Annotated in this window: 11 protein-coding genes and 1 pseudogene; 5 read left to right on the top strand and 7 right to left on the bottom strand. The window is 63.4% G+C overall.

The features are described 5' to 3' along the window. Nucleotides 1–300: pseudogene (locus EOA85_RS11640) on the top strand (FGGY-family carbohydrate kinase); the annotation flags it as partial. Here EOA85_RS11640 and EOA85_RS11635 read toward each other — a convergent pair. The 3 genes from EOA85_RS11635 to galE form a co-directional block, all read right to left on the bottom strand. Next, nucleotides 301–2,127 (bottom strand): alanine racemase, encoded by a 1,827-nt coding sequence (locus tag EOA85_RS11635; RefSeq protein WP_127209506.1) that lies wholly within the window; start codon nt 2,125–2,127, stop codon nt 301–303. A 3-nt stretch (nt 2,128–2,130) separates the two neighbouring features. Further along, entirely contained in the window at nt 2,131–3,381 is a 1,251-nt protein-coding gene (locus tag EOA85_RS11630; protein ID WP_127209505.1) for a D-amino acid dehydrogenase, read from the bottom strand. A 102-nt stretch (nt 3,382–3,483) separates the two neighbouring features. Next, complete coding sequence (gene galE, locus EOA85_RS11625; RefSeq protein WP_127209504.1) at nt 3,484–4,479, bottom strand: UDP-glucose 4-epimerase GalE; 996 nt, start codon at nt 4,477–4,479, stop codon at nt 3,484–3,486. A 275-nt stretch (nt 4,480–4,754) separates the two neighbouring features. Here galE and hemA point away from each other — a divergent pair, with 275 nt between their 5' ends. Then, nucleotides 4,755–6,032: a 5-aminolevulinate synthase gene (gene hemA, locus EOA85_RS11620; RefSeq protein WP_127209509.1), complete on the top strand. Its 1,278-nt coding sequence runs from the start codon at nt 4,755–4,757 to the stop codon at nt 6,030–6,032. Between the two features lie 33 nt (nt 6,033–6,065). Here hemA and EOA85_RS11615 read toward each other — a convergent pair whose 3' ends face one another. Together EOA85_RS11615 and mscL are read right to left on the bottom strand one after the other, a co-directional pair. Next, nucleotides 6,066–7,232, bottom strand: coding sequence for a pyridoxal phosphate-dependent aminotransferase (locus EOA85_RS11615; protein ID WP_127209503.1), 1,167 nt, complete (start codon nt 7,230–7,232; stop codon nt 6,066–6,068). Nucleotides 7,233–7,344: 112 nt separating this feature from the next. Further along, a complete protein-coding gene (mscL, locus tag EOA85_RS11610; protein WP_095517070.1) occupies nt 7,345–7,767 on the bottom strand; it encodes a large conductance mechanosensitive channel protein MscL in 423 nt (140 codons plus the stop codon). Between the two features lie 231 nt (nt 7,768–7,998). Between mscL and EOA85_RS11605 the strand changes: the two genes are divergently transcribed. Further along, nucleotides 7,999–11,487 carry a PAS domain-containing hybrid sensor histidine kinase/response regulator gene (locus tag EOA85_RS11605; RefSeq protein WP_127209502.1) on the top strand — a complete coding sequence of 1,163 codons (3,489 nt, stop codon included), beginning with the start codon at nt 7,999–8,001 and terminating at the stop codon, nt 11,485–11,487. 127 nt (nt 11,488–11,614) lie between these two features. Here the strand turns inward: EOA85_RS11605 and EOA85_RS11600 are convergent, their stop codons facing one another. Together EOA85_RS11600 and EOA85_RS11595 are read right to left on the bottom strand one after the other, a co-directional pair. Further along, nucleotides 11,615–12,274 carry a response regulator transcription factor gene (locus EOA85_RS11600; protein WP_127209508.1) on the bottom strand — a complete coding sequence of 220 codons (660 nt, stop codon included), beginning with the start codon at nt 12,272–12,274 and terminating at the stop codon, nt 11,615–11,617. Nucleotides 12,275–12,396: 122 nt separating this feature from the next. Further along, nucleotides 12,397–12,834, bottom strand: coding sequence for a hypothetical protein (locus tag EOA85_RS11595; RefSeq protein ID WP_029356777.1), 438 nt, complete (start codon nt 12,832–12,834; stop codon nt 12,397–12,399). Between the two features lie 167 nt (nt 12,835–13,001). On the opposite strand from EOA85_RS11595, the gene EOA85_RS11590 reads away from it, so the two are divergent. Together EOA85_RS11590 and EOA85_RS11585 are read left to right on the top strand one after the other, a co-directional pair. Further along, nucleotides 13,002–13,352, top strand: coding sequence for a DUF952 domain-containing protein (locus EOA85_RS11590; protein ID WP_164759608.1), 351 nt, complete (start codon nt 13,002–13,004; stop codon nt 13,350–13,352). Continuing rightward, on the top strand, nt 13,349–14,095 hold a 747-nt coding region (locus EOA85_RS11585; RefSeq protein ID WP_127209501.1), incomplete at its 3' end, for a quinone-dependent dihydroorotate dehydrogenase. The genes EOA85_RS11590 and EOA85_RS11585, both read left to right, overlap by 4 nt.

Raw genomic sequence — 14,095 nt, 5'->3', positions numbered from 1 at the left:
ATCTCTTTCTACCTGGCGCTGATGACCGCGACCTGCCTCGATCTGATCGGTGCCGACGGTCCGATCATCGTCGAGGGCCCGTTCGCCCGCAACCGGCTTTTCACGCAGATGCTGGCTGCAGCGACGGCGCGTGCCGTCATTGCGTCCGAGGCTGCGACCGGCACCAGTATCGGCGCTGCCTTGCTGGCGTCGGACCAAAGAACGGTCCAAGGCAAAGGCGAAAGGATGGAACCGCCGGCCGACCCAGCCTGGGCGATTTATGCGCGCTCATGGCGCGCGGCTGTCGACGCGCGGGGCTGATCACAAAATCCGCTTGCCGAAAGCCGACATGACGAAGTTGACGGTGTCTATCGCAATCCGCGGCTCCAAACCTGATGTCAGGCCGGAAACATCCATCGACAACAGCCCGCCGGACAGCGCGATGGCCTCCATCGCCTGATGCGTTTCGCGCACCGTGATGCCGCCGGAGCCAGCCTCCCAGCCGGCGAATTCGGTCACCTGAGGCGAATAGCTGACATGGAAGCCTTGCGTGCCGGAGGTGGCGATGCGGATCGCCTCGTGCATCAGGTCGCGCATGCCCATGGCGTCGATGTCGGTCATGGTGAAGGCGGAGACGCGCGAATCCTTCAGCACCCGGGCTTCGGCCGGATCGGCATGGCGCAGCCCGACGATGACGACGTTTTCCGGCGACAGTTGCGGCTGCAGCGCGCCGGGCTTGTGATCGAGTCCGAGCGCGCGCGCCAGCACCGAACGTTCCGGCAGGTCGATGCCGTCTTCGCCCTCGGGCATCAGCGCGGCGATGGAATCGATCCAGATCAGGCCAAACGAGTGTGTCGCCCGCGCGGTCATCGTCAGCGCCTTGTGGGCGATGCGCCGGTCACTCCCGGCGGTGAGCCGGACCAGGCCGGATGGGGGTCGCTCGATATCGGCCAGCTCGACGACATCGAAATTCATCGCCTCCAGCCGGGCGCCGGTCGCTTCCCTGGCGAGGATGCCGGCGGCCGCCGGTTCGGCTGTGATCTGCACCATCTTGCGGCCGGAGAAATCCTCGACATCGTGCATCGGGGCCTTTTCGACATATTCCGAGGTCATCGCCAACAGCATGGCGCCGTAGCTCATGCGGAAGGCGACACGGTCGCCGACGGCGGGTGGCGGGTCGGCGTCGGTTACATCGAGGAGCAGATGATCGCTGGAGGCGCCGAGCACCCGCACGCCCTTGGCAATCGGCGTCAAACCTTCGATCAAAACGTCCTCGCGGCCGATATTGGCGATGGCGCGCAACCTGTCGCGCTCGTCGGGAAACACCGGCTGGTTGCCGAAAGCGTCGTAGCCGGATTGGCCGATCGGCCGCGACGGCTTCAGCTTGACCTCGATGATGTCGCTGGTCAGGCGGCAGGCATCGGGTTCCAGTTCGGCCCACGGCGTCTCGCGGAAGGTTTCGACGCCACCCTGCAGGATTGCTTCGCCGACCCGCAGATTGTTGATGCCGGCGGGCAGCAGGCCTTCGAGCAGCAGTGTCAGCGACGATGACGCCCCGCCTGATATCCAGTCGAGCCTTGCGCCGGACAGACGCTCGGCCTTGTAGGCATGGGCGACAAGTTGCCCGAGATTTTCCTCCGTCGGCATGATGGCGCCGAAGCAGCCGAGATTGGTGCCGATGCCGGCGATGCGCACGCCCTTGAGTGCCAGTATCTGCTCGACAGTGGGCACGAGATCGTTCGGCCAGATGCCTTCCCTGAGGTCGCCAAGATCGATCATCAGCATGATGTCGTGGACGCGGCCCATGCGCGCGGCGATACGCGACAGCTCGCGGATGGTGGCGAGTTCGGATTGCAGGCTGATGTCGACGGTGCGGACCACCTCCTCGACGCGCGCCATCGGCGGGCTGCGCAGCAGCATGATCGGCGCATTGATGCCGCTGTCGCGCAGGCGGCGGATGTTTTCGAAGCGCGATTCAGCGATGCCGGCGACGCCGCCACGGAGCATGGCTCGCGCCACCTGCGGCATGCCGCAAGTTCCCTTGGTGACGCCGAAGACCTTGATGCCGGACAGGGCGCAGCGGTCGACGACCGTGCGTGCATTGCGCTCGATGCAGCCAAGGTCGATGGCGACTTGCGGTCCGGACATGATCTAGCCTTTGTAGACGAGCCCTTGCGGGTCGATCTCCGGCTTGCGGCCGGAGACCACATCGGCAAGGAATCTTCCGGAACCGCAGGCCATTGTCCAGCCGACATGGCCGTGGCCGGTGTCGAGGTACAGATTCCTGTAGCGCGCTTGGCCGATGACCGGCACCGAGCTTGGCATCATCGGCCGCAAGCCGGCCCAGAGCTCGGCCTTGTTCTCGTCGAAGGCACCCGGGAACAGATCGTTGCCGGTCCTGAACATGGCGGCGAAATCGCTCGGCTTGTGGGTGCGGTCGAAGCCGGTGAACTCGGCTGTCGAAGCGAGCCGCAGCCGGTTGCCGAGCCTGGAATAGCCGATGAGCTGATCCTCGTCGGCGCCGCCCATGGTCGGCCCCTTGCTCTCGTCCTCCAGTTGCAAGGTCGCGGTGTAGCCCTTGACCGGATAGACCGGCAGATCGAGGCCGTAGCGGCGACCGAGCAGGCCGCTTTCAGGTCCCATTGATATGACCACGGCGTCGCCAGCGACCGGACCGGCCGAGGTCATCACCGCGCGCACCCGATCGCCTTCAATGTCGAGGCCTTCGACCGTCGTGCCGTAGAGGAATTGCACGCCGAGTTTCTGGGCGGCATAGGCAGCGAGGTTCTGCGTGAATTGGCTGGAGTCGCCGGTCTGGTCGATCGGCGAATAGACGCCGCCGGCGATCTTATCCTTGGCCCCGGCAAGCCCGGGCTCTAGCTCGACCAGCCGCTCGCGGCCGACGATCTCGATCGGCAGACCGTGCTCGGCGAGATAGCGGTAATTGTCGGTGCCGGTATCAAGACTCTGCTGCGAGCGGAAGAAATAGAGAATGCCCTTCTTGCGCTCGTCATAGTGAATGCCGGTGGCGGCAGAGATGGCGTTGATGCAGTCGCGCGAATAAAGCGCCAGGCGCAGCTTGATATCGGTGTTGGCGCGCAGGCGCGCTCGCGTGCACTGGCGCAGGAAGCGCAGGCTCCAGGCGAAGAAATAAGGATCGAAGCGCAGCCGCACCTTGATGCCGAGATCGTGGTTGTAAAGCGCGCGCAGGAATGTTTTCAGCGCAGCGGGCGAGGCCCAGGCGGTGGCGTCGCCCGGCGACACCAGCCCGGCATTCGATTGGCTGGTGCCGCGCGCCGCCATTGGATGGCGCTCGATCACGGTCACCTCGTGGCCGTCGCTCGCCAGATAATAGGCGGCTGCAGTGCCGACGACACCGGCCCCAAGCACCAATATTCTCATGCCGCCCCCCAAAGGTCACACGCGGCCAAATGCATCCACGCTTCGCCGCGCAGCTCCTTCAATAGCGCTTCTGCGTGGAGCTTTCGAGCTAAGAACTTGGTCTCAGCCCCGCGACGAATTCTTGCCGGTCAGAATGCGCTCCCAGGCCAGCGCGTCGGCGACGATCAGGTCGAGGTCGTCGCGTTGCGGCGTCCAGCCGAGTTCGCGGCGCGCCAGCTCCGAATTAGCGACTACCGCTGCGGCGTCGCCCGGACGGCGCTCGCCCATCCGCACCTCGAAATCATGACCAAAGACGCGCCGCACGCTGTCGATCACCTCGAGCACCGAATAGCCGTGACTGTAGCCGCAATTGGCGACGAGACTTGTCCCGCCGGCGCGCAGGCGTTCCAGCGCCAGCCGATGCGCCACCGCCAGATCGCTGACATGTATGTAGTCGCGCATGCAGGTGCCGTCTGGCGTCGGATAGTCGGTTCCGAACACCTGCATAAGGGGTCGCTTGCCGAGCGCCGTCTCGCAGGCGACCTTGATCAGATGCGTGGCGCCAGGCGTCGACTGGCCGGTGCGGCCCTTCGGGTCGGCGCCGGCGACGTTGAAGTAGCGCAGCGCCGTATAGCGCAAACCATAGGCAATTGCGGCGTCGCGCAGCATCCATTCGCTCATCAGCTTGGACAGGCCGTAGGGCGATTCCGGTGCAAGGCGGGCATCTTCACGCACCGGCTCCAGCCCGGCGCCGCCATAGACGGCGGCGGTCGAGGAGAAGATGAAATTGGGCACGCCTTCGCGCACGGCGGTCTCGATCAGCGTGCGCGTCTTGCAGGTGTTGTTCTCGTAATAACCGAGCGGGTCGGCAACCGATTCGGGAACTACGATGGAGCCGGCAAAATGGATGATCGCGTCGACATGATTGTCGCGGATGATCGAACCGACCAATTCCTTGTCGGCGACATCGCCAACGACGAGCTTTGCCTCTGGTGCCACGGCCCACTCGAAGCCGGTCGAAAGCCGGTCGAGGACGACGACGCTGTCGCCCGCATCCAGCAGCTCCCAGACCATATGGCTGCCAATATAGCCGGCGCCGCCTGTCACCAAAACCGTCATCCGTGTCCTCGCTGCTCAAGATTTGTCGGAAACTGTCTCAACACCCGCCTTACTGGAAAGCCTGCCACTAGGCCATTAGTACCATTAGTGTCTGCGGTAACCAGTCTCATCGGCGCGTGGCATCGTCCTGAACAAAATTGATCCACATCAAGGGAATAGGCCATGATCCATGGTCGTTAGAAACAGGCTTGGGGCGTGGCATTTTGACCAAAAAGGCCAAGTAGACGTCGAATAGGGCAATGATTATGATCCCACGCAAAAATTGGGAAGCCGAAATGAACTATCAGCGGTTCTTCGAAGACGCGATCGACCAGCTCCACGCAGAGCGTCGCTATCGCATCTTCGCCGACCTCGAGCGCATCGTGGGGAAATTCCCACGCGCCATCTGGCGCGCCAACGGCCGCGCCCAGGAAATCACCGTCTGGTGCTCCAACGACTATCTCGGCATGGGCCAGCATCCAGACGTCATCGCTGCGCTGCAGAACGCCGCCGGCAAGATGGGATCTGGCGCCGGTGGCACCCGCAACATCTCCGGCACCAGCAATCCGCTGGTCGAGCTCGAACTGGAACTGGCCGACCTGCACGACAAGGAAGCCGCACTCGTCTTCACCTCGGGCTTTGTCTCCAACGAAGCCTCGATCTCGACCATTGCACGGCTTCTGCCCAACTGCCTGATTGTCTCGGACGAGTTGAACCACGCCTCGATGATCGAGGGCGTGCGGCGTTCGGGCGCCGAGAAGAAGATCTTTCGTCACAACGACGTTGCGCATCTTGAAAGCCTGCTGCAGGCGGCGGGCCGCGAACGCGCCAAGCTGATCGTCTTCGAGAGCGTCTATTCGATGGATGGTGACATCGCGCCGATCAAGCAGATCGTCGATCTTGCCGAGCGCTACAACGCCATGACCTATATCGACGAGGTCCATGCCGTCGGGATGTATGGACCGCGCGGCGGCGGCATCACCGAGCGCGAAGGGCTGGCAGACCGTATCGACATCATCGAAGGCACGCTGGCCAAGGCGTTCGGCACGCTCGGCGGCTATATCACCGGCACAAATGCGGTGATCGATGCCGTGCGCTCCTATGCGCCGGGCTTCATTTTCACCACGGCGCTGCCGCCGGCCATCGCCGCCGCGGCGACCACGTCGATCCGCCATCTGAAGCGCTCGCAGTCCGAACGCGACGCACAGCAGCGCCAGGCGATGCGGACCAAGCAGGTTCTTACCGCCGCCGGCCTGCCGGTGATGGACTCCGCTACCCACATCGTGCCGCTGCTCGTCGGCGATCCCGAGCTCTGCAAGATGGCCAGCGACCGCCTGCTCGGCGTCCACGGCATCTATATCCAGCCGATCAACTACCCGACCGTGCCGCGCGGCACCGAACGGCTGCGCATTACGCCGTCGCCGTTCCATTCGGATCACCTGATCGCGGAACTTCAGGATGCGCTGGTTGAGACTTGGGATGCTTTGGGTATCTCTTACGGTTCTGCGGGCCGGCCTTCGGTGAGGGAAAGCGACCGCGTCATTCCGTTGCTGGTGCCGAAGTCCGGCGGCTGATCCCCGAGTTTCAACTCGGGGATCGAAGGCAACTCACATACTCGTCATCCACTTCGCCAGCCGGTGCGCCGCTTCCTCGAGCTGGTCGAGGCGGCGGTGGAAGCACAGCCTGAGGAAGGCCTCGCCGCCGGGGCCGAAGGCGGTTCCGGGTGCCAGACCGACATTGGCGCGGTCGACGATGTCGAAGGCGGCGGCGCGTGAATCGATGATGCCGTCGACCGCGAAGAACAGATAGAACGCGCCCTGCGGCACGGTGAAGCGTGCCCTGCCGGTCGCAGCCAGGATGCCGCAGACCAGGTCGCGCGCAGCCCTTGCCCGCTCCACCTGCTCAGCGATGAAGGCATCGCCTTCGTCGAGCGCGACGACCGCGCCGCGCTGCATGAACTGGGCAACACCTGAGGTCGAATACTGGACCAGGTTCTCGAACACCTGCTGCAGCGAAGGATGGGTCTTGATCCAGCCGACGCGCCAGCCGGTCATCGCCCAGTTCTTGGAGAAGCTGTTGACGAAGAGGATGCGATCTTCGTCGGCCATGATGTCGATGAAGGACGGCGCGCGACTGTCGCCGTAGTGGAACAGTGAATAGATCTCATCGGCGATGATCCACAGGCCCTTTTCGCGGGCGAGGTCGAGGATCGCTTGCAGCGTCTCCCTGTCGGCGGTCCAGCCGGTCGGATTGGACGGTGTGTTGACGAACAGCGCCTTCGTCCTTGGCGTGATCGCCGCCTCGATCTTGCCGACGTCGCAGGACCAGCCATTGCCGGACTGGTCGAGCGTGACAGCGACCGGGACGGCGCCCGCCACGCCGGCGGCTGCGGCGAAATTCGGCCAGGCCGGCGACAGATAGACGACCTCGTCCCCCTTCCCGGCGACGGCATCGATTGCCAGCTGGATGGCATGCATGCCCGAGCCGGTGACGATGAATTCTTCCTCGGCGAAACTCTTGCCGAAATGCCTGACGTAATAGCGGGCGAGCGCCTGCCTCAGTTCGGGGATGCCTTTCTGCCAGGTATAGAAGGTCTCGCCGCCGGCCAGTGCCCGGGCAGCGGCATCGGTGATGAAGGCGGGCGTCGGCAGGTCGCCCTCGCCGGCCCAGAGCGGGATCATGCCGTCGCGGTCGCGGCCGCGGTTCATGACGGCGACAATGCCGCTTTCCGGCGCAGCCCGGGCCTCGGCGCGCAAATCCTCGATGAGGGTCATGGATGGATCCGTCTTCCGTCTTCTGGACAGCTAGCGTGTTTTACGACAGGCGAAAATAGAAAACCCCGGCCGAAACCGACCGGGGTTTTGGTCCAGGGAATCTGTCTTCGGATTATTTCCTGGCGAGGAGATCGCGAATTTCGGTGAGCAGCGCAACATCGGCCGGCGGCGGAGCGGCAGGCGCAGCTGGCTTCTCACGCTCCAGCCGCTTGCGCAGATTGTTCACGGCCTTGACCATCAGGAAGATGATGAAGGCGAGGATGATGAAATTCAGCGCGACGGTGATGAAACTGCCATAGGCGAAGACTGCGCCCTGCTTCTTGGCCTCCGCCAGCGATGTGGCGTTGACGGCTGAGGACAAGGGCAGGAAATAATTGTTGAAGTCGAGTCCGCCGAAAATCGCCCCGATTATCGGCATGATAATGTCATTGACCAGTGAATCGACGATCTTGCTGAAGGCAGCGCCGATAATGACGGCGACGGCCAGGTCCATGACGTTACCCCGGGAAATGAATTCCTGGAATTCTTTCAGCATTCGACCCTCCTTGTTCTGACGGGCCAGGCCGCCGCCCTCGCCCGATCGTTGGCTTCACTGGCACAATAGCAAAAACCTGCGGTTGCAGCATGGACAAAAGACCGTTTCCGCCGGCCAAAATTCCGAAGCCGCAGCCATCCTGCGCCGAAAGCCGCGATGGACTTGATCGCCAAGCTGTGATTGCGTCTCAGCAGGCCGGATGCAAAACCGGCAAGGGAGGATTGTCAGGCCGTGCAGGGCTGGTTCGTCGTCATCATTGCGATTGCCTATGTGACGTTGCTGTTCGCCATCGCCAGCCTCGGCGACCGGCGCTCAACGACATCCGGGTCTGACCGGGCCCGGCCCTTCATCTATGCGCTCAGCCTGGCGATCTACTGCACCTCCTGGACGTTCTTCGGTTCGGTCGGCCTTTCCTCCGAGCGCGGCCTTGAATTCCTCGGCATCTATATCGGCCCGGTGCTGGTGTTCGTGTTCGGCTTTCCGCTGCTTCGGCGCATCGTCAGGCTGGCCAAGACAGAGAAGATCACCTCGATCGCCGACTTCCTCGGCGCCCGCTACGGCAAGAGTTTCGCAGTAGCAGCGATTGCCACGCTGATCGCGACGGTAGGCGCGGTGCCTTACATGGCGCTGCAGTTGAAGGCGATTTCCGGCTCGGTCAGCCTGATGGTCGAGCATTATACCGGCTCGCCGCCCTCCTTCGATCCCTTCGTCAGCGACATCTCGCTGGTCGTCGCCATGCTGCTTGCGCTGTTTGCGGTGCTATTCGGCACGCGCCACGCCGACGCCACCGAGCACCAGGACGGGCTGGTACTGGCCGTCGCGGTGGAAACGGTCGTCAAGCTCGCGGCCTTCCTGGCGATCGGCCTGATGGTGACCTTCCTGATCTTCGGCGGCCCGGGCGATATGGTCGACAAGCTCGCCGAGAATACGCAAGTGCAGCAGGCGATGGGCTACCGCACGTCGCTCGCCACCTGGCTGGTACTGACGTGTTTGAGCGGTTTCGCTATCATCATGCTGCCGCGCCAGTTCTACGTCACCATCGTCGAGAATCGCAGCGAGGCCGAACTGCGCACCGCGACATGGGTGTTTCCGCTCTATCTGGTGGCGATCAACCTTTTCGTGCTGCCGATCGCGCTCGCCGGCCTGGCGCTGGTCGGCACCAGGACCAGCAGCGATCTCTATGTCCTGTCGCTGCCGCTGCTCAGCGGTCACGATGTGTTGGCCATGGCCGCCTTCATCGGCGGCCTGTCGGCGGCGACCGCGATGGTGATCGTAGAAAGCGTCGCGCTGTCGATCATGATCTCCAACGACCTCGTCATTCCGCTGTTTGTGCGTCGCCTGCTCAAGACCACGACATCGGAGAACGAGGACTGGTCAGCGCTCATCCTCAACGTGCGACGTGCGGCGATCTTCATCATGCTGTTCATCGCCTTCCTCTACTATCGCGAGAGCACCGACAGCGCGCGGCTCTCCTCTATCGGCCTGATGTCCTTCGCCGCGATCGCGCAGTTCGCGCCGGCCTTGATCGGCGGACTGATCTGGCGCGGCGCCAATGGCAGGGGGGCGGCGCTCGGCATGGTCGCCGGCATCGTCGTCTGGAGCTATACGCTGCTGCTTCCTTCGCTCGCCGCGTCCGACACCGGCATTGTCGTCCACGGCCTGTTCGGCTTCGACGCATTGCGGCCGCAAGCGCTGTTCGGCACCATCGCCGAGCCGCTGAACCACGGTGTCCTGTGGAGCCTGTCGATCAACACGCTGTTCTTCGTGCTCGGCTCGCTGTCGCGCGCGTCGGTGCCGCTGGAACGCATCCAGGCGTCGATCTTCGTGCCGCGCGAGGCGAGCCCGATGCCGAGCCTGCGCCGCTTCCGCACCACCGTCACCGTCAACGACCTCAAGGACACCATCGCGCGCTATCTTGGCGTCGAACGCACCGAGCGGTCCTTCCAGTCGTTTGAAGAGAGCAGCGGCGCTTCGCTGCACGGCAACGAACAAGCCAGCATGGACGTCATCCGCTTCTCCGAGCAGCTTCTGGCGAGTGCCGTCGGCTCCTCCTCGGCTCGGCTGATCCTGTCGCTGCTGCTGCGCCGCAACGACCGCGAATCCAAGGATGCCTTCCGCCTGCTCGACGACGCCACCGAGGCGCTGCAGCACAATCGCGACTTGCTGCAGATCGCGCTCGACCAGATGGAACAAGGCATCACCGTCTTCGACAGGGATTTCCGGCTGATCTGCTGGAATCGCCAGTATCGGGCGCTGTTCGACCTGCCCGACGAGATGGGCCAGGTCGGCGTCTCGCTCGACCGCATCCTGCGCCACCTGGCCGAGCGCGGCGACATTCCGGCCGACCAGCGGGTGGCGATGCTCAACCGCCTCACCAGTTTCGTCAGCCCATGGCAGATGGAGCTGAAGACCAGCGGCCGCATCCTGGAGTTGCGCTCCAACCCAATGCCAGATGGCGGCATCGTCGCCACCTATGCCGACATCTCAGGACGCGTCGAGCAGGATCTGGCGCTGAAGCGCGCCAATGAATCGCTGGAACAACGCGTCAAGGACCGCACTGTCGAACTGACCCGCGTCAACGAGGAACTGGCACAGGCGCAGATGCTGGCCGAGGAGGCCAATCTCGGCAAGACGCGTTTCCTCGCCGCCGCCGGCCATGACATCCTGCAGCCCCTGAACGCCGCCCGCCTCTATTGCTCGTCGCTGATCGAAAAGGCCGGCAAGGGCCCGACCGGCAAGGCCGCAAACAACATCGAATCTTCGCTGGAATCGGTCGAGACCATTCTCGGTGCGGTGCTCGACATTTCTCGTCTCGACGCTGGTGCGATGAAACCGGACGATACGGCTTTCAGCCTGGAAGGACTGCTGCGCCAGATCGGCAACGACTTCCAGCCGCTTGCCGCCGAGAAGAAACTCAGACTGACGATCATGCCCTCGTCACTCAGCGTGATGACGGATCGCAATCTGCTGCGCCGCCTGATCCAGAACCTGGTGTCCAACGCCATCAAATACACGCGCCATGGCCGCATCCTGGTCGGCGCGCGGCGGCGCGGCGAACTGGCCGAGATCCAGGTGATCGATACCGGCATCGGCATTGCCACCGACAAGCTGAACACGGTCTTTCACGAATTCACCCGGCTCGACGAGGGTGCGCGCGAAGCTGACGGCCTCGGGCTCGGCCTTTCCATCGTCGACCGCATCGCTCGCGTCTTGCGCCTCGAACTCCAGATCTTTTCAAACCCAGGCAAGGGCACGCGCTTTTCCGTCATCCTGCCGGTCGCGGCAGCGCAGGAGCCACGGCGCGTGGTCACGGCGAAAGCGCCGGTCCGCACTGCTGCTTCGCTTGCCGGGCTTCGCGTGCTCTGCATCGACAACGATGCCCGCATCCTCGACGGCATGCGGCTGCTGCTCGAAGGCTGGGGCTGCAGCGTCGACACGTTTGCCGGCACGGGGGATCTCGAGGGGTCCGTCACGCATCGCCCCGACATCGTGCTTGCCGACTACCATCTCGACGGCGAGACCGGCCTTGACGCGATCGTCAAACTGCGTGCGATCCACGGCCAGGACATGCCGGCCGTGCTGGTCACCGCCGACCGCTCGAGCGAGGTGCGCGCCACCGCCGGCAGACTCGACGTGCCGGTGATCAACAAGCCACTCAAACCAGCGGTGCTGCGCTCGATGATGGCGAGGGTCAGGCCGCTGGCGTCCGCGGCCGAGTAACGGTCATAATCTTTCTGTTGACCAGGATGCTGGAGCGGGATGCGTTCAATTGAACCGCTCTATCTATCTGTTTTAGCCGCTTTTATTCAACGCCAAGTGATTCCACTTGGCTGCAAAATGCTCTAGCTCAGCTGGCTGCCTGCAGCGGGTCGCTGCCGATCTTGGAGAGCAGGATCACCGCCTGGGTGCGGCTGTCGACGCCAAGCTTCTGCAAAATGGCCGAGACATGCGCCTTGATCGTCGCTTCGGAGACACCGAGTTCGTAGGCGATCTGCTTGTTGAGCAGCCCTTCGCCCAGCATGCCGAGCACGCGCGTCTGCTGCGGCGTCAGCGTCTGCAGCCGCTTGATCAGATCGGATATCTCGGGATCGCGCTCGACGCCGAGATCGATGCCCGTGGGCGCAGCGATGTCGCCGGCAAGCACCGACTGCACGGCGCTGCGGATTTCCTCCATGCTGGCCGATTTGGAGATGAAACCCGAAGCGCCGAGATCAAGCGCGCGCCGGATGGTCACCGGATCGTCATGCGCCGACACCACCATCATCGGCACCGTCGGGTGGATGCCGCGCAGCGAGATCAGACCGGAAAGGCCGCTCGCGCCCGGCATGGACAGGTCGAGCAGCACCAGATCGACGTCCTCATTGGCCACGACCAGCGCCTTGGCGCTTTCGAAATCGCCGGCCTCGTGAATGCCGGCGACATTGCCGATGCCGGCAAGCGCCTCTCTCAGCGCGCCGCGAAAAAGTGGATGATCGTCAGCGATGACGAAAGTGTAGCCTGACGGCACGAGGCCCTCCCCGAATCCCACTGATTGTCTGCTTCTTACGGGATCAGTCGAACGATTATGCGGCGATATCAGCCGTTTTCAAGCGGCAAGCCTATGCGCCGGGTTCCCACGGTGAATGGTGCTCAGGTTTTTTGTGAATTGGGCTTGGCGCCATCCTCGCCGCTGTCCTTTTCCATGTCCTTGACGATACCCATGAAGCTGCGCAGGAAGCGCTCCATGTAGCTCATCGTCTTGTTGAAATCCTCCTCGCTGGGCAATGTCGACTCAAAGCGGGCGGCAAGCGAGTTCTCGAGCTTGACGACGCGCTGGTCGAGCGCCTTTACCGAATTCTGCAGCCGGTCGATCTCGTCCTGGAAGGCGGCGCGTTCATCGGCCGCCATCTTGCAGACGAGCTGGCCGGAACGCTCCTCGCAGATCGACATCGCACCGGTCTGCGTGTCCATGCGGACATAGCCCGTGGCCGACTTTTCCAGCCGGTATCGGTCGGCTTCCTCAGAAAAGGCCGATGCCGCGACGAGCGAGACGAGCGCTGCGGGAATCAAGACGTGCTGCGGACGCATATTGTCCTCCATGGGCCAGTAAGCGCAATTTATCGCATGTTTGCGCCGGAAATGGGGAAGAATGCTAGCCTTTGCCTTAACGCAGATTCTTGTCGGAAAACCGTGTGACACTTTTCCGAACCTGCTTGCCTCTTCCCCGTATGGTTGGTTCGGACTATAGCGCAACCATGTCTCAGATTATCTACAAGATAGTACCTGAAGCGTTGTGGCGCGAGGCCGAAAGAAATGGCCGATTCACCGGCGCGCCGATCGACGTCGCCGACGGCTTCATCCATTTTTCCACCGCCGGCCAAGCCAGGGAAACGGCGGCAAAACACTTTGCCGGCCAGACCGGGCTGCTGCTGGTCGCCATCGATGGAGCCAAACTGGGTGATTTGCTGAAATACGAGGTCTCGCGCGGCGGCGCGCTGTTCCCGCATCTTTACGGCCCGCTCGATCTCAAGGCCGTTGTCTTGGTGCAACCGTTGCCGCTCGGCACCGATGGACTGCACCAATTCCCAACGCTGGAGGCCGAATGAACGTGCTCGACCGGCTCGGCCGGAGCTTCCTGTTCGCATTCGATCCGGAAGCCGCCCACGGCCTGTCGATCGCCGCGCTGAAATGTGGGCTGCCCGTCGCCCGACGCCCCGTGCGCGACGACAGGCTGAAAGTCAGCATCTGCGGCATCGATTTCCCCAATCCGCTCGGCATGGCTGCCGGCTACGACAAGAACGCCGAGGTTGCCGATGCGCTGCTTGGCCTCGGCTTCGGCTTTGCCGAGGTCGGCACGATCACGCCGCGGCCGCAGGCCGGCAACCCGAAGCCGCGCATTTTCCGGCTGACATCGGACGAAGCGGTGATCAACCGGCTGGGCTTCAACAATGAGGGTCACCAGGCTGCCGAAGAACGGCTTGCTACCCGCAAGGGCCGCGCCGGCATCGTCGGCGTCAATATCGGTGCCAACAAAGACAGCACCGACCGCGTCAGTGACTATGAACGCGGCGTTGTCAGGTTTGCGCCATACGCCAGCTACCTGACGGTCAACATCTCCTCGCCGAACACGCCGGGTCTGCGCAACATGCAGGCCCGTGAACAGCTTGGCGAGCTCCTGTCGCGCGTCATGGCCGCACGTACGGCAGCAGCAGCGCAGCCGCCCGTCTTCCTCAAGATCGCGCCGGACCTGGTCGAGGCCGAGCTGGAGGATATCGCCGCCGAGGTTACCGAGAAGGCAATAGACGGCCTCATCGTCTCGAACACCACCATCGCGCGGCCGGGGCTGCGC

Source organism: Mesorhizobium sp. M5C.F.Ca.IN.020.29.1.1 (assembly GCF_003997375.1).
Taxonomy (GTDB): domain Bacteria; phylum Pseudomonadota; class Alphaproteobacteria; order Rhizobiales; family Rhizobiaceae; genus Mesorhizobium; species Mesorhizobium wenxiniae.
The sequence above is the reverse complement of the archived record's forward strand: the minus strand, read 5'-3'. Positions and strand labels throughout refer to the sequence as shown.

Excerpts from the sequence above, each read along its gene's own strand:
- EOA85_RS11635 (WP_127209506.1), bottom strand. The coding sequence starts at position 2,127 with ATGTCCGGACCGCAAGTCGCCATCGACCTTGGCTGCATCGAGCGCAAT.
- hemA (WP_127209509.1), top strand. The coding sequence starts at position 4,755 with ATGAACTATCAGCGGTTCTTCGAAGACGCGATCGACCAGCTCCACGCA.
- EOA85_RS11590 (WP_164759608.1), top strand. The coding sequence starts at position 13,002 with ATGTCTCAGATTATCTACAAGATAGTACCTGAAGCGTTGTGGCGCGAG.
- EOA85_RS11615 (WP_127209503.1), bottom strand. The coding sequence starts at position 7,232 with ATGACCCTCATCGAGGATTTGCGCGCCGAGGCCCGGGCTGCGCCGGAA.
- mscL (WP_095517070.1), bottom strand. The coding sequence starts at position 7,767 with ATGCTGAAAGAATTCCAGGAATTCATTTCCCGGGGTAACGTCATGGAC.
- EOA85_RS11595 (WP_029356777.1), bottom strand. The coding sequence starts at position 12,834 with ATGCGTCCGCAGCACGTCTTGATTCCCGCAGCGCTCGTCTCGCTCGTC.
- EOA85_RS11630 (WP_127209505.1), bottom strand. The coding sequence starts at position 3,381 with ATGAGAATATTGGTGCTTGGGGCCGGTGTCGTCGGCACTGCAGCCGCC.
- galE (WP_127209504.1), bottom strand. The coding sequence starts at position 4,479 with ATGACGGTTTTGGTGACAGGCGGCGCCGGCTATATTGGCAGCCATATG.